At 68.4% G+C, this 20,144-nt stretch carries 16 protein-coding genes; 12 read left to right on the top strand and 4 right to left on the bottom strand.

Features of this window, described 5'->3' with window-relative positions:
• Positions 1–126 precede the first annotated feature (126 nt).
• The 7 genes from ACH4B3_RS04165 to ACH4B3_RS04195 all read left to right on the top strand — a co-directional run bounded on the left by ACH4B3_RS04165 (position 127) and on the right by ACH4B3_RS04195 (position 6,437).
• Positions 127–567, top strand: coding sequence for an ATP-binding protein (locus ACH4B3_RS04165; protein ID WP_398461153.1), 441 nt, complete (start codon positions 127–129; stop codon positions 565–567).
• Positions 567–1,883: a UDP-N-acetylglucosamine 1-carboxyvinyltransferase gene (locus ACH4B3_RS04170; protein WP_398461154.1), complete on the top strand. Its 1,317-nt coding sequence runs from the start codon at positions 567–569 to the stop codon at positions 1,881–1,883. Before ACH4B3_RS04165 ends, ACH4B3_RS04170 begins: the two co-directional genes overlap by 1 nt.
• On the top strand, positions 1,880–3,118 hold the full coding sequence (locus ACH4B3_RS04175; RefSeq protein WP_398461155.1) for a metallophosphoesterase: 1,239 nt from the start codon (positions 1,880–1,882) through the stop codon (positions 3,116–3,118). Before ACH4B3_RS04170 ends, ACH4B3_RS04175 begins: the two co-directional genes overlap by 4 nt.
• A complete protein-coding gene (gene dcd, locus ACH4B3_RS04180; RefSeq protein ID WP_073725492.1) occupies positions 3,115–3,654 on the top strand; it encodes a dCTP deaminase in 540 nt (179 codons plus the stop codon). Before ACH4B3_RS04175 ends, dcd begins: the two co-directional genes overlap by 4 nt.
• Positions 3,651–4,187, top strand: coding sequence for a dCTP deaminase domain-containing protein (locus tag ACH4B3_RS04185; RefSeq protein ID WP_043381459.1), 537 nt, complete (start codon positions 3,651–3,653; stop codon positions 4,185–4,187). The genes dcd and ACH4B3_RS04185 overlap by 4 nt, the downstream gene beginning before the upstream one ends.
• A gap of 23 nt (positions 4,188–4,210) precedes the next feature.
• Positions 4,211–5,299, top strand: coding sequence for a glycosyltransferase family 4 protein (locus tag ACH4B3_RS04190; protein WP_390094087.1), 1,089 nt, complete (start codon positions 4,211–4,213; stop codon positions 5,297–5,299).
• A gap of 94 nt (positions 5,300–5,393) precedes the next feature.
• Complete coding sequence (locus ACH4B3_RS04195) at positions 5,394–6,437, top strand: serine hydrolase (protein WP_043381463.1); 1,044 nt, start codon at positions 5,394–5,396, stop codon at positions 6,435–6,437.
• Positions 6,438–6,958: 521 nt separating this feature from the next.
• Here the strand turns inward: ACH4B3_RS04195 and ACH4B3_RS04200 are convergent.
• Complete coding sequence (locus ACH4B3_RS04200) at positions 6,959–8,833, bottom strand: ATP-dependent endonuclease (protein ID WP_390093958.1); 1,875 nt, start codon at positions 8,831–8,833, stop codon at positions 6,959–6,961.
• 321 nt (positions 8,834–9,154) lie between these two features.
• Here ACH4B3_RS04200 and ACH4B3_RS04205 point away from each other — a divergent pair, with 321 nt between their 5' ends.
• From ACH4B3_RS04205 to ACH4B3_RS04215, 3 genes are all read left to right on the top strand, one after another.
• Positions 9,155–10,045 carry a phosphorothioated DNA-binding restriction endonuclease gene (locus ACH4B3_RS04205; RefSeq protein ID WP_390093959.1) on the top strand — a complete coding sequence of 297 codons (891 nt, stop codon included), beginning with the start codon at positions 9,155–9,157 and terminating at the stop codon, positions 10,043–10,045.
• Between the two features lie 133 nt (positions 10,046–10,178).
• The gene (locus ACH4B3_RS04210; RefSeq protein ID WP_390093960.1) at positions 10,179–11,288 is read left to right on the top strand and encodes a helix-turn-helix domain-containing protein; all 1,110 of its coding nucleotides are present in this window, start codon (positions 10,179–10,181) and stop codon (positions 11,286–11,288) included.
• Positions 11,289–11,290: 2 nt separating this feature from the next.
• Positions 11,291–12,517 carry a hypothetical protein gene (locus ACH4B3_RS04215; protein WP_390093961.1) on the top strand — a complete coding sequence of 409 codons (1,227 nt, stop codon included), beginning with the start codon at positions 11,291–11,293 and terminating at the stop codon, positions 12,515–12,517.
• Here ACH4B3_RS04215 and ACH4B3_RS04220 read toward each other — a convergent pair.
• Both ACH4B3_RS04220 and ACH4B3_RS04225 read right to left on the bottom strand, forming a co-directional pair.
• Positions 12,487–13,116: a hypothetical protein gene (locus tag ACH4B3_RS04220; protein WP_141658515.1), complete on the bottom strand. Its 630-nt coding sequence runs from the start codon at positions 13,114–13,116 to the stop codon at positions 12,487–12,489. The genes ACH4B3_RS04215 and ACH4B3_RS04220 overlap by 31 nt on opposite strands.
• A gap of 672 nt (positions 13,117–13,788) precedes the next feature.
• Positions 13,789–14,238: a DUF1931 family protein gene (locus tag ACH4B3_RS04225; protein ID WP_398461156.1), complete on the bottom strand. Its 450-nt coding sequence runs from the start codon at positions 14,236–14,238 to the stop codon at positions 13,789–13,791.
• Between the two features lie 376 nt (positions 14,239–14,614).
• Here ACH4B3_RS04225 and ACH4B3_RS04230 point away from each other — a divergent pair, with 376 nt between their 5' ends.
• Positions 14,615–15,733 carry a hypothetical protein gene (locus ACH4B3_RS04230; protein WP_393516748.1) on the top strand — a complete coding sequence of 373 codons (1,119 nt, stop codon included), beginning with the start codon at positions 14,615–14,617 and terminating at the stop codon, positions 15,731–15,733.
• Between the two features lie 132 nt (positions 15,734–15,865).
• Positions 15,866–18,079, top strand: coding sequence for an FUSC family protein (locus ACH4B3_RS04235; protein WP_398461157.1), 2,214 nt, complete (start codon positions 15,866–15,868; stop codon positions 18,077–18,079).
• Positions 18,080–18,114: 35 nt separating this feature from the next.
• Here the strand turns inward: ACH4B3_RS04235 and ACH4B3_RS04240 are convergent, their stop codons facing one another.
• Positions 18,115–19,896 (bottom strand): PucR family transcriptional regulator, encoded by a 1,782-nt coding sequence (locus tag ACH4B3_RS04240; protein ID WP_398461158.1) that lies wholly within the window; start codon positions 19,894–19,896, stop codon positions 18,115–18,117.
• Positions 19,897–20,144: the final 248 nt, after the last annotated feature.

Genomic DNA, 20,144 nt, shown 5'->3' on the forward strand with positions numbered 1-20,144 from the left:
GTAACCGAGCATCGATTGGCCGCGATGCAGCTCCTGCATAAGTGATGCGGCCCCGGCACACGGCATGGTCCCGCTTGCCTCCGGAGCGGTTGCCTGGAGCAGCCGCACCGACCCTGGAGGCAGCTCGTGAAAGCGCACCAGTTCGCACTCTCCGTATCCGCCACACCGACCGCGGTCACCGCCGCCCGGCACCGGGCCGTGGACGCGATAGAGGGCTGGGACACGGTGCTGGGCAACGAGGTGGTGCACACCGCCGAGCTCGTGATCAGTGAGTTCGTCACCAACGCGGTCCGGCATGCCGAAGCCGGCCCGGTTTCCCTGTCCGTCCGTCTCGACGAGCAGTCACTGCGGATCGAAGTCTGCGACGACTGCCCGGAGCTGCCCCGGCCGGGTCTCCCGGATCCGTGTAGCGAGAGCGGCCGAGGTCTGTTCCTCGTGGCCGCGCTCGCGGATCGATACGGCGTCGAGCCGGCGGCGGTCGGGAAGTGCTGCTGGGCCGAGATCGCACTGCCCACCAATCCGGACCATCCGATCGTGTCCCCCCTTGTTGCACAGAGGAGTTACTGATGACGACCACTCGCGTCCCCGGCGTGGCCGCCGAGGTGATCGCCGTTCGTCCGGGCCCACCGCTCACCGGCACTGTGACTGTCGACGGCTCCAAGAACGCGGCGCTCCCGCTGGTGGCGGCCGCGGCTGCCCTCGGCTGTCCGGTGAGGCTGAACAACATCCCTGCCAACACGGACGTGCAGACCATGCTCGCGCTGCTCCAAGAGTCGGGCTGGCACGTAGCGCAGCCGGTCGGGAAGCCGACTGCGGCGGTGATTCTGCCGACTGAAAACCAGCCCGTGCGCCCCCACCTGCCCCAGGCCGCGCGTATCCGTGCCTCGTACTACCTGGTGCCGGCCCTGCTCGCCCGGCACGGAGAGGCACGGCTGCCGTGGCCGGGAGGCTGCCGGATCGGCGCACGCGGGATGGATCTGCACTTCAAGGTGTACGAGGCATTCGGCGACCGGAGTGTCTTGGATGACTCCGGATATCGCGTCGAGGCCGCCAGACGTCGCTATGGCACCGTGTCCCTGGTGCTGCCGTTCCGCTCGCGCGGGGCGACCGTGGCCGCCCTGCTTCGAGCCGTCACCACCGGCCGGCCTCTGCGGCTGGGCGAGCCCAATCTCTCGTCGGAAGTGCTGTACGTGCTGGAGGCCCTGCAGGCGGCGGGATGGGAAACCCGGGCCGGCGAGCGCCTGCTCGCCCTCTCGCCGCCCCCCTCGGCACCGAGCGACGCCACATGGGTAGTGCCGGGAGACAAGGTGGAGGCAGGGACACTCGCCTGTGCAGTCGCCACCACCGGCGGAAGCGCGCGTATCCGAGGCGCGCGCGCCGACGACCTGGGCCCCCTCGTGGCCGCCCTGCACCGACTGGGCATCTCCACCGTCAGCGAGGCGGACACTCTCACCGTGAACGCCCAGGACGGCCGCTTGGCCAGCCGCCCCTTACGGGCCACCGCCTCGCTCAGCCCGGGCGGCTTGGACGCCGACTTCGAACCATCACTCATGGCACTGGCCCTCGGCCTACCCGGTACCCACCTGTTCGCCGACGCCATCAACCCAGGTCGCCACGGCAATCTTCTGCCGCAGTTGGCCCGCCTCGGGGCGGACATCGAGGAGATCTCCCCCACCGAGTGCCGCCTTACCGGTCCTCAACGGCTGACCGGGACGGGCGTGGAGGCCACCGACATCCGAACCGGATCCGCCCTCATGGTCGCCGGCCTCACTGCCCAGGGCGTCACCACCCTTGGCGGTCTTGACCAGCTCCGCCGCGGCCACGCCGACCTGCCCGGCAAGCTCCACACCCTGGGTGCCGACATCTGCGAGGTCACCCCATGACCACCGACGGGCGCAACCTGCGCCAGATCGTCGCCACAACGGACGTCCACTCTGCCTTCGACAACGCCGCGCCGTTCCTGACCCACCTCCACTCCCTGCAGCCGACTTCCCTCATCGTGGACTGCGGCGACTTCTTCGAAGGCAGCGGGTACTACCGCCTCGCCCGCGGCACGATCGAGCGGGGGATCCTGCTCAGGCTGTACGACGTGCTGGCCCCCGGCAACCACGGCTGGCCCCACTACTTCGAACCCGACCTTCACCAGCGCACTGTCTGCGCCAATGCCGTGGATGCCAACACCGGCGACGCTCTGTTCCGCCGCCTGTACATCGCCGACATCGATGGACGGCGCGTCGGCGTAACCGCTGTGATCGGCCGGCAAGCCTTCCACTCGATCCCGGCTGCCCAGCGGGCCGGCCAATGCGTCACCGATCCCCTGCCGTCTCTGCGCGAGGTGATTCTCGCCCACCATCACGAGGTGGACAGCTGGATCCTGCTCAGTCATTCCGGCTTCGACGAGGACCGGAAACTCGCGGCAGCCTGTCCGTCCCTCGACGTGGTCTTCGCCGGGCACTGCCATAGCAATCAGTACGGACCGGTCCGAGTCGACGGCACCCTGGTCACCAAGGGTCGGGAACTCGCCGATGGCTATGCGATCGCGACACCCGTAGGCACGGGATGGGGTGCCGGCACTACATCCTTCCCAAATCGGGTCCCGAGCCGCTTTCCCATGGAGCTTGAGGATCTGCGCTCCCTCATCGAAAACGTCAAGCAGCAGCTGGCCGCCGTCCTCGGCCCGATCAGTTCGGCGTACCGCCACCAGCCCCTCGACCGGCGCAGCCTGCTCATGGAGCTCACCGCCCGCCTGCGTGCGGCACTCGGGTCAGACACGGTCATCCTCAACGGGACGGCACTACGTGCCGTCCCGCTCGGCGACACACTCACCCAGGGCGACCTGCTCTCCATCGAGCCGTTCGCCAACCAGCTGGTGCACGCCCACGTACCTGAGCCGGCACGCAGCGACCTCCGTGGCCTGCTGTCAGATCTGACCGCCCAGTCCGGTCCGCTCGTCACGGCCCCCTATCCCCTGCCGGACGCCATCACCACCGTGCTGACCACCGACTACCTCGCCGACACCTACCTCGGCGGACGCACACACGAGGCCGGCCTGCGCCTGGACCAGGCCGTCCAGCACGTCCTCACCGCTCCCGACACCGCGGAAGGAGACAGCGAATGATCCTCACCGGCCCGGAGATCACCGCTGCCGCTCACGACGGCCGTCTCCGCATCACCCCGTTCGCCGCCGACCAGGTCAACCCCAACAGCTACAACGTGCGTCTGGGCCCCACCCTGATCACCTACACGAGCACGGTCCTGGACCCACACCGGCCTAACCCCACAAACGCAACCAGCATCGGCTCGGACGGGCACATCCTCCAGCCAGGCGAGCTCTACCTCGGCCACACCCTCGAAGAGGTCGGCTCCGACACCTTCGTGCCACTGCTGTTCGGTCGTTCCTCCGTCGGACGCCTCGGCCTGTTCGTCGAGATCACCGCCCCCATCGGCGACATCGGCTTTCACGGCCAGTGGACGCTCATGCTCACCCCGATCCGACCGCTGCGCGTATACGAGGGCATGAAGATCGGGCAGATCATGTTCTTCGTCTCCACCGGCGCCATCGACCTCTACCGCGGCAAGTACCAGGCCGCCGCAGGACCGCAGCCCTCCGCCTACTGGCGAGACCTCGCCCGACTCCGGGCAGTGGCATCGTGATCCTCACCGGCCCTGCCATCGCCGCCGCCGTCCAGGCCGACGAAATCACCATCGACCCGTACGAACCCAGCCGCCTCTCCCCCAACGCCTACGACTGGCGGCTCGGGGACACGATCCGCGTCTGCGACGGCGACCTCGACGCCGCGACCCCCACCGCCTTCAGCGAGCAGCCCATCCCCGACACCGGCCTCGTACTGCGCCCTGACCTGCTCTACCTCGGCATTACGCTGGAGCGGACCGGTTCGGAGACGTACGCGCAGCTACTGAACGGCGACCGCGCCACCGGGTCCCTGGGCATCTGGGTTCACGTCTCGGCTCCGCTCGGACACCAGGGCCATGCGATCCGCTGGACGCTGGAGATCCGCGCCACGCGACCGGTGCGCGTGTATCCGGGCATGACCTTCGGCAAGCTCGTCTTCCTCACTGCCTTCGGCGCCCCGGCCAGCTACCAGCATCAGCCCGCCAAGTACGCGTCCACGGAAGGCATCGACGTCTCGCGCCTCTACGAGGAGATCGACGGAGGCACGCGGTGAACGCTCGCTCGGCCACCGGCCCGATGGCTGCCACCTTCCTGGACCTCCCCGTTGGAAGCCCCGGCGGCAGCGTCGAGCTCTTCCTCGACCTCTACACCGGCCGACAACCCCTCATCCCGGCTCGCGCCTTCATGCTCGCACCACCTGGTCCCGCTCCTCGGCCACCCGCCGGACTCAGCGTGCTCCCCGTAGCAGGCAAATGTCTGGAAGGAACGGCCTTCAGCTGCTACGTCGCCACCCTGCGCAGAGCGCTCACAGCCATACTCGATCCCACGCAGATCGGCGTCCTCCACTTGCAGCACCTCGCATTCGGCGCCACTCCTGCCCTCATCCGCGCTCTGCCGACGCATCCTCGGATCGCCCTCGTCCACGGCACGGACCTGCTCTTCGCCGAGACCCACCGAGACCAGCTCCAAGTGCTGCGCGAAACAGCCAGGGCCGCCGACGCCATCGTGGTCCCGACCAACGCAATGGCCGACCGCCTCCTCAAGCTCGCCCCGCAGATCGAACGCCGCAAGATCACCCACATCCCCTGGGGCATCCCCGACCACCTGCTCACCGCCCCACCCGCCCGGCCGGCACGCACCTCCAGCAGCCACCTGCGGCTCCTGTACGCAGGACGCCTGACCGCCGAAAAGGGTGGTGAGGCCCTGATCAAGAGTCTGGCCCCGGTGCCCGGTGTCGAGCTGAGCGTCGCCGCGCCCAGAGCCCAGTTCCACGCACTGGCCCCGCTGCTGCAACGAGCCGGCTTACGAGTCCGCTACCTCGGCTGGCTACGCCGCCCACAGCTGTGGAAAGCCTTCACCGAACACGATGTGCTGGTCGTGCCGTCCACCACCCTGGAGGCCATGGGACTGGTCGCGCTGGAAGCCCAAGCGTGCGGGCTCCCCGTCCTTTACCAGCCTGTCCCCGGCCTCAGCGAGGCGCTCGCCGCTTCCGGTATGACCACCGACTTCACCCACTCCGCCGCCCTCGCACGGGATCTCGACCGGCTGATGAAGACCCCTGGGTTGCTGTCCGCCCTGCGCCAGGCGGGCTATGCCAATGCGGCCCGCTACCCCCTCTCGGCAACCGCACGATCCCTGACCGACCTCGGCCGACAGCTCACCTGAACCGACCGAGAGACGCCCCGACACGTCACTACCCGAACCGCTCCGCGAACGTCACTACGCTGACCGACGGGACACCCCGGCGAAGAGGGAGACCATGACGTACGACCGCGACCGCATCGAAGCCCTACTCGACGAGGGGGTCCGCGACAAGGTGTACCCGGGCGCCGTATGGGCCCTCGGCGATGCCACCGGCATCCTCGACCAGGGTGCCACCGGCGTCCTCGACCCCGACGAGCCGGACGTGCCGATGCGCGCCGAAACCGTCTTCGACGCCGCCAGCCTCACCAAGATCCTGGCCGTCTGGTCCTCAGTCGGCGCTCTGTACGAGGACGGAACCCTCGACCTCGACCAGCCGCTCGGCAGCTTCTGGCAGGAGGTCACCGGGCACCCACTCGGAGCCGTCACCACCCGGCATCTGCTGACGCACACCGCCGGCGTCCCACTGCGAGCCCAGCTGAAGAACCTCTACGGCACCAACCCGGACGACATCCGCCGCGGAGTACTGCACGAGGCACTCCACCGGGCACCCGGCGAAGCCGTCGAGTACACCGACCGAGCCGCCCTCATCCTCGGCTACCTCGCCGAACACCTCTCCGGCAGCCCCTTGGACCAGCTGGCCACCGCCCGCACCTGGCACCCGCTGGGCATGACCGGCACCCGCTTCGGCCCCCTGCCCGCCGACCTCGCCGCCCGCTGCGCTCCCACCGAACTCGACCAGGACACCGACACCCACCTCAAGGGAGTCGCCCACGACTTCTCTGCCCGCCTTCTGGGCGGCGTCTGCGGCATCGCCGGCGTCTTCACCGTCCTCAACGACCTCGCCATCTTCCTCCGGTACATGCTCGGCCCTGCCGCGTCCCATGTGCGGGCTGGTTTCGGCAGCGAGTGGATCACACACTCGCTGACCATCGAGACTGGTGAGCTCCAGCCGGCTCGTGGCTTGTTCTGGCATCCCGCTCCCGGTACCACCGCCGAGGAGGACGTCTGGGTGCACTACGGCTTCACCGGCACAGGCATGTGGATCTCCCCCACCGGGGGCCGCTGGGCGGTGCTCCTGACCAACAAGCTTTACTACACAAGAGATCGTGGACCATTGACCGAGGTTCGCAGCACCTTCCGTGAACTCGCCTTCAGTTGATGTGTCAAGAAAAAGCCCAGGCCCCCTCCGACGTCCGCTGCCTCGCGTTGAGCGCTACGCTGCCGACCCACCCGCTAGAAGGCTGGCCTTATTCGGACAGCGATCACCGCCGGTGTACGAAGGTAAGCGGGCACACAGTGCGATGCAGCTGAGACCGAACAAGCGCTGCCAATGCGACGGAGATAACAGAATCGGCTCGGGTAGCCCGCCTATTTCATCCGGTTTAGCGTGGAATGTACCTCTCGTCGGCTAGGGGTGATGTCAGTGCCATAGGGAAGACTCTGGATGTGGGGGAGGGAGACTCATGACTGACCAGCAAAATGGCCCTGACCAGCGCATACCTGCTCCGAATGGCTGCCGATGGTGTGGGCTTGAGGCGCGGGAGCATGCGCAGCGCTGGAAGCCTCCGGTGGGCTGGCACAAGTGGGAACCGCCGACATTGGAACAGCGCAAGGAACGCATGCTCGCACGGCGGCGGCGCCGCGGCGGTACCAGTGAGACCAGGTCAGCCCTACGCGCTCTTACCCTGCGGCCAGCTTTCTGATCTCGCCGAAGATCTCCCGCAACTGTGCGGGCACCTGATCAGGGCTGGTGAGCGTGCTCACCAGCCCGAACATCATGTCGGGTTTGCCGCTGGGCCCGTTCGGGCTGTCATTGCGGAGCATGTTCAGCACTTCCTTACTGAACTTCTTGCCGCGCTGAGCGGTGAAGTCGTCCATGGTCCACGGCTCGCCGTCCTTCGGCCAGAGTTCGTTGGCGGTCGCGGCCCACAAGTCGTCCGGGAACAGTTCCTCCAGCTCATTGAAGGCGTCCGGCTCGCCCACGAAACGGACAACATCGCTGAATGCACTGCCGAAAAACTGTTGGAGTCGGACTTCCTTGAAGAGCCCCTTGGGCAAGGTGCGGCTGTCGGCGTCCACCATGAGCATCACGGAGCGGCCATGCGCGACCAGATAGTGAGCGAGGTGCAGGGCCCCCTCATTGTTGAAGCACGCCCACAAGGCGATGCCGGCCGACTGGAGAGACTGGCCCTCAGACAGCCGGAACAGCATGGGGATCACCCGCTGTTCGGTGTCGCCCTCGACAGCCAGGAAGCAACGCTCATGCAGCAGAACGGAGTTTCGAAGACCGACCGCTGCGGCCATGCGCCCCAGGTGCACGTCGATGTCGTCGTGGGTGTCGGCCCCCAGCCGCTCGATCACCGTCCGTCCGCACTCCAGTCGGAGATGCACGACGTCGGCGATGTCGACACCGTCGATGAGGTTCATGGAATGGGTGGCGACGATTACGTTCACATGGGGCAGTGCGCTTTGGTCACGGATGAGCTGCATGATCTTGCGCTGGTGCCTGTAGTCAAGGTGCGTGTCCGGCTCGTCGTAGATCACGATCGTCTGTACCGGAGGCGGGACATCTTCGGCGGCCTCAAGGTCAGTTGAGGAGTCGACGTCGGCGAACTCCTCGCGCGTGAGCAGCTGGCTGTTCCACTCCCAGATCGCCAGGGAGATTCGTCGTGCGCTACCTAGGCCGGAACGATCCAGGCCCACGGTCTCGCCCTTCGTACGGGCGATTCGCAGCGGCGCACCCCGGAAACCATGAGTGAACGAGACCACAGGCTCGACATCAACGTCTGTGAGGTCGTCGCAACGACTCTGAATGTGCTCGCACAGGGACCGGGCGTCGTCCTGAAGTCGCTCTTTGATCCCAGCCTCGATCGACTGCAACTGGCCCTCAAGCGTGGGGTCCGACATATGGGCCTGGTATCGGCCCATCAGCGCGGTCTTAACCGCAGCGTCGGGATCGGCCGACTTCCCGTCGAACGGCATCAGCCGGGGCATGCGGCGCTCCATCTCCTTCGGAGCAGGAACCCAGCCCGACGCGGAGGCGTGAGCCATGCCGTAATTGCAGAGGGCCGGCTCGATGTCGCCGCGTTTTATGGACGACAGCTCAGGGAGCAACTGCTTGGCGAGGGCTCTCACCTCGTTGAGGGGCAGCTTGGAAGGGTCACGCAGTCGTTCGTCGTCCGCGAGCGGCGCCCAGCACTCAAGGACGGGCCCTTCACCGTTGACAGCGCGTCGCCGTACGCGCAACTCCTCGGTCGGGAAGCCGAACGATTCCAACTCCCAAGAGTCGAGGATGAACTGCCCCTCCACCCACGTGGTCGAACACCGCAGGAGAGGCGCCGAGTCATCGACGTCCACGCCATCCGAAGCGTCGAGCTCGTACGTACGATCGTGCTCGGTCAACTGCTCATTGCCCACAAGGAAGGCCAGCGCGGCAAGCACCGCGCTCTTACCGCCGTCGTTCTGGCCGGCGAGGATGGTAGGTGTGCTGACCGGAATGTCACGGACGTCCTTGAGGGATCGGAATCCGCACACGGTGAAGCTGTGCAGGTGCACCGTTCTCAGCCGCTCCGTTCCCTAGCGCCTCGGGGAGACGCAAGCCACCAGGGGCGCCTTGCCCCAGACATCCACCTGGGCAACAGCCAACCCAGGCGCATCATCTTATGTCGCGTGGAGATAGCCTGTTGGCGCTGCGAGTGGATCTGACCGATTCAGACCGACACCGCACGAAGCCTGCCTGCCTCGGGCTCCATGTCACGGCTGATGGGGCCTTCATCGCCCCCGAACCGCACCACGCCCGCGTCCCGTTCACAGGCACGCAGCCGTCCTGAGCAGTGTCCATACGTGAGCAGGCCGGCCCGTCTACGATCAGCCGCCATGGACTGGCTGGAGCGGATCGCGAAGCTGAGGCAGTGGACCAGGAGCGGTGCCCGCGCTCCGCACAAGCCGCTGCTGCTTCTGTACGCCCTCGGCCGGTTCCAGGACGATGCCGACGGCAGCCTGCGATATACCGCGGTGGAACAGGACTTGCAGCGTCTGCTGACCGAGTACGGCCCACCCAACAAGACGACACCCGCCTATCCCTTCCACCACCTGGTCAGCGACGGGGTGTGGGAAGTGCGCACCGATCGTGGATCGGCAAGCCCTGGAAGCGGAATACGGGACCTCCGGGAGACGGGCGCCACCGGGCAGCTCGCGCCGGACTTGAGAGCGGCGCTGCGACGCGAACCGGACCTGCTCGGCAGAATGGCGCGATTGCTGCTCGACCTACACTTTCCACCCTCCCTGCACCGAGAACTGTGCGAAGCCGTCAGCCTGGAACTGGAGCTGGCGGAGGCCGAGCAGCTCTCGGCCATACGCAGGCAGCGGGACCGGAGGATGCGGGAGCTGGTGCTGACCGCCTACGAGTACCGGTGCGCCTTCTGCGGATACGACGGCAGGATTGCCGCGATGCCCGTCGGACTGGAGGCCGCCCACGTCCGCTGGTGGGCGTTCGGCGGCCCCGACGACATCGAGAACGGGCTGTGCCTGTGCTCGCTGCACCACGTGCTCTTCGACAAGGGCGTCCTCGGCCTGGGAGACGACCAACGCATCCTGGTCTCACAACGCTTCGTCGGCCACAGCCCCGCCGCCCGCGACCACGTCATAGCCCTCGCGGGCCGCCCACTCATCGGCCCCCAGCCGGGTGCTCGCCCTGTTGCCGCAGTTCACTGCGACTGGCACGCCCGACAGGTCTTCCACGGCGAACCGCGCCCTGCCACTGCCTGAACGCTGCTGCGCCCACAATCAACTGTTCAGAGAGTGCTCTCACTTGCAGCGCTACTTTCATTATATGACGCCGAATCAGTCACGGAATATTTTGTGCTACTGTTTTGAGGTCTGATACGAGGTGGTGTCGTGTATGGCGATCACTGAGCTGCAGGCGCAGCCCGGGATGCTCGTGCTGGCGCGCGAGTCCCGCGGGCTGACGCAGGCTGAGGTCGCCGCGGCTATGACCAAGGTGTCGCCAGGCGGCGCAACGCCGGTTTCCCAGGGCTACGTAAGCCGAGCCGAGGCTGGTCGTCTCGTCGTCACGCATGAGCGTCTTGAGCTGTACGCTGCCGCACTTGGCTACCCTCCTGAGTTGCTGTGCTTGGATCCGCAGGTCAGCGGCATCGGGGTGGGCCTAGTCCACCACCGCAAGAAAGCAGCTCTGACTGCCTCCGCTCTGCGACGCGTGCACGCCCATGTGGCGCTCTCACGGATTCAGCTGAACGGCCTGGCGTCCGCAGCGGCATTGCCGCCAGTTCCACATCGCTTCTTCAGGGTCCCCCTGAATGACCTCATCACCCCGAAGGACGCTGCTCGGCGAGTCCGCAGGGAGTGGAGCGTGGCCCCCGGTCCGGTACCCGACATGGTCGCGGTGCTGGAGAATGCCGGCGCACTGGTGGTCACCCGCGACCTGGACAGCGACCTGTTGGACGCCGTAAGCCAGTGGGAAGCGGGCGGGCATCCTCTCCTCCTGGTCAACACCCGGGCACCGGGCGACCGACGTCGCTTCAGCATCGCGCACGAGCTGGGTCACCTGGTGATGCATGACGAGCCGGGCACAGGGTCCACGCAGGAGAAGCAGGCCGACGCCTTCGCTGCCGAGTTCTTGATGCCTGCCTCCGATATCCGGCAGGCGATCTCCGGCGGCGTCGATCTGGCCAAGCTGACGGAGCTGAAGCGGGTTTGGGGTGTCTCCATGAGCGCGCTGCTGCGCCGCGCCCAAACGCTCAACGCCGTCAGCGAGTGGCAGTACCGCACCCTGATGATCGAGATGTCAGCGCTCGGCTACCGGACCGCAGAGCCTGTTGATGTCCTCCCTGAGCAGCCGCAGCGCCTCGTTGCCCTTGTCAACACCTTGCTGACCGACCGCCAGATGACCCTGGAGGATGCGGCTGCCTGCGCGCACCTGCTTCCTGAAGACTTCCAGCGCCTGTACGTCGAGGGCGCCGGTTCATCATCATTCCCGGCCTTCCGAAGGTGACCATGACCGACCGTTCCGCCCCGCTGCCTCGTCCGCGCTCCGAGCTGACCGAGCCTCCCGACGCCGCGGGTGCGCCAGACCGGCCGGACAGCCTGAACGGTCTACAGGGCCGCATGCTGATCCAGGTCAGCGCCGCCCGGCTCGGCTACGTCCAGGGGCAGGTCGACCCGGCACGCAGTGGGCTCATCCTGTGTGGCACCGACGCCGTGAGGAAGGCCGGCGCCCTGCGATACAGGGAGGGCTACGCCGCTCCGCTCCTGATCGACCCGGCGGTGTACGAGGTCAGCGCCGCGACCGAGGAGAACCCCTTCCCTTACGACGTCGAGCCCACGCTCTTCCTCGACGATCCCCTGGAACTGTCTCTGGCCGAGCAGCGGGACGCCGGAGCAACGCTCCCCATGACCCCGACCGGCTACATCAGGGCCGAGGACTCCGATGCCCTCCGGGCCGCCGTGACCCGTGTCCTGGAACTCGACGACCCAGAGGTGATCTTCGCCGCTCCGGTGGATGTCTCCTGGCTACGCGACGAGGAATCGACCCGCCAGCTCATCGCCTACCTGCGGATGGTCAAGGGGCCGAAGGCCATCATGCTGGGTGGACAGATGGACCCCCTGGCGCGTTACGCCAAGGCCGTAAGCCATCTCAAGCAGGTCATCGAGGAAGTTCCCGGGGCCGCCCTGCTACGCACGGATCTCGCGGCATTCGGCGCGCTGGCCTTCGGTGCCGCCTTCACAGCCTTCGGCGCCAGCAGCCGCTACCGCCACGTCGTCGCCCCCGGCGAAAAGGCGCAGACCAACAAGAGCATCCCCGTCCAGTCACCGCACGTTCTCTTCCCCGACCTGATGGCCTTCTTCCTGGGTGAGACGATCGCCAAGCGTTACGGTGGCGCCGAAGCTCCGGTCTGCTTCTGCTCGGCCTGTGCCGGCAAGCTCGCACTGGACGCCTTCACAAGCAACCGCGGCGAGCTTCCTGCCGCAGCGGCGGCACACAACGTCGCGGTCCTCATGGAGTGGCTGCGTGCCCTGACTTCGGTCAAGCCCGGCACAGCACGCCAGCAGTGGTGGTTCGACCGCTGCCGCAAAGCTCTCGATCAGTACGAACTGATCAACACGTCCATCAGACAGCCGAAGGCGTTCAAGTCTCCGGCGCAGCTCGATCGATGGGCGTCAACCGCTCCCGAAACCGCCAAGACACCGGCTCAGACAGCCGCCGCCGAGCGTAGGCGCTGATACACATCCTCGACGAACCACCAGGCCGCAGCGGTGTGCCGGGGCGGCCTGTAGTCCTCCGGCTCCAGTACCAGCTCGACCTCGTCTCCTGATGTGACGAACACGCCGATGCCGTAGAAGTCGGCCTCGACGAGGACCTCATCCAGTCGGGCTGGAAGACGGTCCAAGAGCATGGCCCGGCGGCAGAAGGGAGCAAATTGGCCCGCTCGCTCAAGGCCCTGGCGCCACCCGGAAGCGCGGACCACAGCAAGATCCACCTGCAGGGGCCGCACGGCACGTCGGGTGACCGTCTTCCGGTCTCGCTCCACCGCTCCCGACGGCAGCCCTCGCACCGCCCGCCGCGCCGGCGAGTCCAGCGATTGCAGCGGAACAGGAACGTCCACCGGGAGTGTCAGCAGGCACTCAAGATCGGGCAGCTTATCTACCCGGGCGGCGGAGACCTCCTCGCGCCGCGCATGCTCACCCTCGTGCAGACGGTAGAAGCACAGCGCCTCGGCCCCGAAGATAGAAACAGTTCGGGCCTGCCCGCCCGGCTCCAGCAAGGCGCGAGAAGCCTCCCGCACAGAACCGCCCGTCAGGGAACTCGCCAAGGTCACCATGGCCCCCACCCTGCCTCACTGGGATTCGACCGCATGCAGCGGCCCCGCGTTCATTCAAGCCGTATGCGTACGGGTACACCTGCCAAACAGCTCAAGACGCCTCGCGGACACTGCCCGACTGGGATCCTTCTCCGCATCACTGCCCTCATCACGGCGCCCTAGGCGCGAAAGCTGGGCCTGAACGCGCCTCCCCAGCCACGTCCCGGAAGGCACATCCAGGGCACATGAGCCTGGGAAACGGCGTTGACCCGTGAGAACTACCGAGACGAGTTCCCGCAGGTCAACGCACGTTTCACCGAGAATGCACAGGTCACAACCCCGCCCCTCCCATTCGCTGCACAAGTGGCAGGACGTCTCATATCGGCCGCACGAGGCGGCACACGGGCCGTACTGCTCGGTGTGGCCCTGAGCTGGGGTTTCCCCTGGCTGGGCGGGCCCTGCCCTAGATACGGCGGCAACAGCCCGAGGCAAGCACCGCCAGCGCTTACTCCCCGCGGTAGCGGTCGGCCCCATCGCTCCCTCGGCCGGCGAGGCCCGGCCTGGGCGGAGTTCACGTACGGCAACACGGCGCCAGCCGGACAACGTGCTCCGCCAGGCCGTCGCCTCGGCGGTACCGGTCAAGGACCACGGGCAGTCCCGGCCGTGGCCCACGCCGCCTGTTCCGGTCCCCACTCACAGCAGGAGGTCGAAGACGGCTCGGGCCTCGTCCCAGTGCTGGGTCTGGGGGTTCTTCAGGTCGGGGTGGAGGATATTGAAGCTCTGGCCAAGGGCGAGGCTGAGGCCGCCCACGATGTCGGGATAGGCCGCCTCGGTCTCCTCATCGGGCGTGCGGTCCAGAGCGGGATGGGTGGCGAGCTGCTCCAGGATCGGTTTGATCTCCACCTCCTGATCGATCTTCCGGAAGCGGTGAATGCTCTCCTGCAAGCCCTTCGTGATCGGCAGGTCACAGGTACGGATGATGTCGCGCCCGTTGGCCTTGGCCGTGGCCTGGGCGACGGTCAGCAGATCGTAGAGCTTGGCGTCGACGAAGTCGCTGTAGCGCTTGAGATCGTTCTTGTCGACGTTCAGCCCTGCGGCCGCGCGAAAGAACCTCTCGAATCTGGCGATGGACATCACTGTCATGGCGCAACCTCCGGCTGCGGGGGACGGCTGATTCCCGGCCCGTGGGCTGTCCAGCCAGCCTGGCCGACGGGAGCGCGTGAACGCATGCGCATGCCGGGCCGAATCAGGCTCGTTGTCTCGCCCTGCCAGGTCCATGCCTCCCGATCGCCGGGGTTGTCGGACGGATGTGCGGGGCGGGAGAGCCGGGTGGGCAGCAGCCGGGGCCGGCTGACGCGGTTCATCCCGCCCACCAGCCGTTACGACACCGGGCGGGGCCCAGCGCTGTCGCCTGCGCAGGCCGGCGGTACGGCCGGCAGGAGTAGGCGGCGTAGGCGTTACCCCGGACGCGTCTGCGGGAACTTGGGGTCGCGGGGCGGCCGACGAGGAGGTTCCTGTCATGCGGGTGTCGTCTCACGGCGTTACGGTCGTGGCTCTCCTGGCGGATCCGTACACGCCAACGGAGATCGCGCAGCGCATGGCCCGGACACTTTCCACTCGGCTCGCCGACAAGGCGGGCCAGGGGCGGCGTTTCGTCGTAGAGGTGGTCAGTGAGCCGTTCACCTCGGGGACGGAGGACCCGCCCACCTTGATGCGCCGGATCATGGACCGCGGGAGTGCGGAGGACTGGGACATCGTCGTGGCCCTCACCGACCTTCCGCTGCACACCCACGGTCGCAGGCTCGCTGTGGATCTGAATCACGAGCACGGCTTGGCGCTGCTCTCTCTTCCTTCGCTGGGGGGCCTGCGGCTGCATTCGAGGGCCCGGCGGGCCGTCGAAGAAGCCGTGCTCGGCCTGGCGGGTCCCCAGACCACGGCGGTCGAAGGACTTCCGCTAGGTCAGCCGTCCCCGCCTCCAGACGATCGTCTCGAGCCTGTTCATCCGGGCCCGATCGGTGAGACGGAAGCCGACGATCTCCGGTACGTCGTCAGCGGACCGCGTGGTTACATGCGGGTACTCGTCGGTATGGTCCGCGCCAACCGGCCGTGGCGGTTGGTGACGGGCTTGTCGAAAGCCCTGGCCGCCGCACTCGCCACCGGGGCCATCGCCACCCTCGACTCCACCACCTGGAGCCTTGCCGAGGCCCTGAGCGCACCGCGCCTCGTGATCGCCATGGTCGGGTCCGTCGGGCTCATGATCGGCTGGCTGATCGTGGACGGAGAACTGTGGCATCGATCAACAGAAGGCTCACCGGAGGCGAGGCAGAGGGCCAGGCTCTACAACGCCTCGACGGTCGTGACCGTGGGTATCGGGGCCCTGGTCTGCTACGTGGGTCTGATGGCCATCAACTTGGTGTGGGCCCTGTTCATCCTCAACGACCAGGTGTTCGCTTCCATGACGCGATCCCCGCTGCACGCCACGGAGTACCTGACGCTGTCCTGGTTCGTCGCGTCGGTCGCCACCGTGGGGGGCGCGCTGGGATCGGGCTTGGAGAGCGACGAGGCCATCCGTGCAGCCGCCTACTCCAAGCGCGAACAGGAACGTCGCCACAGGCTCCAGGGCGCCCACGATGACTAGCCGGGGTCCGAGTCGGACATACGTCGCCGACCGGTGGTCGTTCTTGGGCCCTGCGGCAGTCTCGCCCGCCCGGGTGGTCCACCTCGACCAAGCCGTCGAGCCCCGGCAGGGCGTTCCGGCCGGGCTCACGCCGTGAGGTGGCTTCGGACCTTCGGGGAGGTCGTGCGATCCGGGCTCACGATCGAGGAGACCCGGCTGGAGCCTCTGCTCGCGCTGCGCACGGCTGCGGGGGTGGCGCTGGTCGTCGGGCCCGCGCTGTGGCTGGTCTCGCCCGCGTTCGCCGCGTCCGCCGCCCTCGGGGCCTTCTCCGCGGGTACGGCCACCTTCCAGCGCACCTGGCGTCCGCGCAAGGTGATCGCGCTCGGCGCGGGGGCGGGCCTGGCGCTGAGTACCTTCGTGGGCTACCTGGCGGCGGGGCGGCTCGCGACTTTCCTCCCGCTGCTGGCCGTATGGGCCTTTGCCGCAGGGATGGCGTGGGCCCTCGGATCGACCGCTGGGATCGTCGCGGCGACGACGGTCGGCAGCATGCTGGTGACCGTCACTCTGCCCACGAGCGTCGGGCTGGCCCTGGAACACGCCGGCGTCATCGCGCTCGGAGGCGTGGCGCAGGCCGTGCTGATCCTGCTGTTCCCGATCCGGCGGTGGGGGGCGCATCGCGACGCGCTCGCCGACGCGCTGGCCGCCGTGGCCGACTACGCCCGTCGGCTGCAAGACGACCCGGCTGCCCCGTTCGACCCGGAGCCCCTGATGACGGCCCGGGACGCGGCCGCCGTGACGCCGTCGCAGGCCCGCACCCGGCCTCCCGTCCTCCACGGCCCCCGGGGCCTCGCCGAGCGCATCGTGCCGGTCGTCGCCGCGCTCGCCGACCCGGACGTCGGCGCCCCGGCGGAGGGGCCCGGGCGGGACCGCGTACGGGAGCTGCTCAATGCGGCCGCCGACGTGCTGGACGCGGCCGCGCGTTCGATCCGCCGCGGCACTTCCACCGAGGTTCCGCCCCGCAGCGCGGACGTGCTGAGCCTCAACGGGCAGGGTGAGATACGGGAGGGCCCTGCCCGGCAGGCCGGGCGGGGCGAGGTGCTGGAGGGCCATGCCCGGCAGGCCGCCGAAGAGCTCGTGAAGCTGCTCGCCGAGACGTTGGAGGTCGCCGGGGGCGTTGGCGCGCACGAGAAGGCGCCTGCGTCGTCCCGCCCCGCGAGCGCTCAGTTCCTGGTGCGCCCGACCTTGTTCCGGCTGCTCCCTGTTGTCGTCCGGGCGGTCCGCCGTGAGCTGCGCCGCGACTCACCCGTGTTCCGGCACGCCGTCCGCCTGGCGGCGGTGGCCCCGCTCGGTTATCTCATCGCTTCCCCGCTGCCCGTGGGCCACGGGTACTGGGCGCCCATCGCCTCGGTCATGGTCATGCGGCCGGACTTCCACCGGACGTACGCGCGTGCGGTGGGCCGCCTCGCAGGGACCCTGGCGGGCGTGGCCCTCGCCACCGGGATGGTGCGGGCCCTTGGCCCGGACGCCCAGGTGTTCGGCGCGCTCGCGGTGGTGTCGGCGGCCCTGTCGTACACGCTGCTCCGTACCGGCTACGCGTATTCCCAGTGCTTCACCGCCGCGTACGTCGTCTTCCTGCTCGGCATGGGGGGCCATGCGTGGGAGCAGACGGTCCCGGAGCGGGTGGTGCTCACCTTGCTTGGCGGGGCCCTGGCAATGCTGGCGTACGTGGTGTTCCCCGCGTGGGAGACTCCCCGGCTCACGAGTCGGCTTGCGGACTGGCTCGCCGCAAACGGCCGCTACGCGGCGGCGGTGCTCCGCGGCTACTCCGAACCGACCCGGGCGCATCGCGCCGACATGCGCGGGGCCCTGCTGGCGAGCCGGGAGGCACGTGCCGCCTGGCAGGGAGCCTATGACCAGGCGAGGCAAGAACCCGTCCGTCCCAGGGGCCTGACGTCCCGCGAGGCGGAGGAGGCGCAGGAGGCGCTCAAGGGGTTCGACCGAGCGACGATGCTCATGGAGAGCCACCTCCCGGGGGCCGACAGTCGTCCTGCCCCCGAGGTGGAGAGGTTCGCCGAGGCTCTGGAAGCGAATACCGCCCAGGCGGCAGAAGACATGCGCGAGCACAGGAACCCGGACTGGGGACGCGTGGCGGAGGCGCTCGACACCTGGGAGGGCGCCGCCGGGGACCGCAGCCCGGTCCTGCGACGCGGTGCGGAACTGCAGAAGAAGGCCCTGGACAACCTCGCGACAGCCGTGAGCCGCACACCCTTGGAGCGGGACGTCGGCTCTGCTCGCGAGGGGCAACGGGTGCGGGCGGCTCTGGCTTCGGAGGGTGACGGATCAACGCCCGCCCGCGGGGGTGGGTGAGGGTTTCGGCGTCGAGAAGCACGGCGTCTCCCGAGTCAGCCGGACCCGCCCAGCACGATCTTCCATACGCGGGTCGCCACTTGGAGGTTGAGCCGGTCCTCGACATTCGCGAGGTCGTTGCCGCTGATGTCACGGATTCGCTGCAGCCGATAGCGCAGCGTGCTTCGGTGGATCGCGAGGGACGCGGCGGTCTCGTCGTAGTTGCCGCCGCAGTCGAAGTACCGGGTCAGGGTGTCCACCATGGTCGCGTGGTGCCGGGAGTCGTAGTCGATGAGCTGCCCGATCCACTCGTGGACGAACGCCTCCAACTGTTGGTAGTCGTTGCCGGGGCCGAGGATGCGGTAGAGGCCGAGCTCGTCGAAGAACGTCGTGCCGTGGCCCTCGCGGGAGTGGCGGCGCACCTCCAGGGCGCGCTGCGCCTCCTGGTAACCCCGGGGGATGCCGGTCGGGGAGTCGCACGGGGCGCTCACCCCGATGGCCCCTGAATGTGTCCCCGTCTCCACGGCGAGCGCCTCGTACAGCGCGCGGGCGCGCGGCCTGGCGTCGGTGACCAGGACCACGTGATCGGAGCGCCGGGTCAGCAGCGAGCGCATGCCCTGGGCGGTGGCCGCCCGGCCCACGGTCTCCGCGAAGGAGTCGTCCACGGTGCGCTTCGACCACTGCACCACGACGATGTAGTGGCTGCGGTGCAGGTCGTGGCCGATCGCCTCGGACCGGGCGTAGGCGCTCGCCGTGTCCGTCCCGGCCAGGAGGTCGTCGGCCAGCTCGCGGCGCAGTCCCAGCTCGACTTCGGCAAGGTTGCGCAGGTGGGCCAGCTCAAGGGCGAGTGACGTGGCGGCATGTTCCAGCGCGAGCACGGTGTGCTCGTCCGCCTCGCCTCCGGCATCGATCAGGGCGAGCACGCCCAGGATCTCGCCGTGCGGGCGGACCAGGGTGAGCAGCCGGTCCTCTATCCGTACCGGCCCGGCCTCCCGTGCCACGGCGTGCAGCATCTCGTCCTGACGCACGGGGTCCGGTTCCGGATAGGGGTCGGGCCGGCTGGGGCCGCTCCAGGACCTCAACCGGCCGAAACGGTCCTCGACCAGCGCGGGGAGTCCGGTGAGACCGTGGAGTGCCCGCGTGACGGCTTCCTCGCCGCCGCCCGCGGCGGCGACGTCGGTGATGAGTGTGTGAACGGCCCGCTGGTACCGCTGCTCGGCCACGACCGAGATGAGCTGTCGCTGAAGGGCGGTGCGTTCCTCCCTCACCCGGTGGAGCTCCACCGCTTGGTCGCGCAGGCGGCGGTGTGCAAAAGCGAGCGAGAGAGCGGCGGCGGTGTGCCGGACGAGCGTGGCCAGCAGGAATCGTTCTGCCTCGGTGGGCTCGGAATCGGACGTCACCACAAGGTAACCGTGGAGTCGCTCCAGCCCGTGCAGCCCGAGGGCGCGGCCCCAGGGTCTGTCGGGTACGGTCACCGGGCCGTCCTGGCCAGCCAGCTCCCGCACTCTCTGGTCCACCGCCGAGGCGTGATTCCGTCCGTTGGCCGGAGCCGGAAACAGATCACCACCCCTTTCGACGAATCCGGCCTCGGCTCTGTAGGCCCCTACGGCCTCCACGTGGGCCATGGCCAGCCCGAGGATCTCAGCTTCGTCCAGGGTGTCGAGCAGAGCGTAGGAGAGCGCCGCCAGGTCGTTGAGGGCACGGTCGAACTGGCCGGCCGATGGTGGCCGGCCCGCCGCCGGGGCGGCCGCGGGAGCCAGCCCGGCGCCGCCCCGTGGGAGATCGTTCTCCCGGTCGGGGCCGCTGGAGTACGGATCCTGCACCCGGCTGCCGGCCATGGGATGGCTCCGTCCGCTCGAGCCGTCGGTGGACGAGCTGACGGGTACCCGTCCACAAGCCGACTCATTCGAGATGCACGACTTGCACCGTCTTGTGCCGACGGTGCGAACGGCCGCGGGCAATCTCGACTCGCCAGGAGCAGGCGTGCTCCTTCTCCTCTCACCACCCTGGGGTGTGTCCGAGAACCTCCGTCCACACCGGCGGCAAGAGCTGGGCGATGCCCGAGGAGCCCGCCCTGCAGGCCAGG

It is taken from the genome of Streptomyces sp. NPDC018031 (genome assembly GCF_044327625.1).
Classification (GTDB): Bacteria; Actinomycetota; Actinomycetes; order Streptomycetales; family Streptomycetaceae; genus Streptomyces.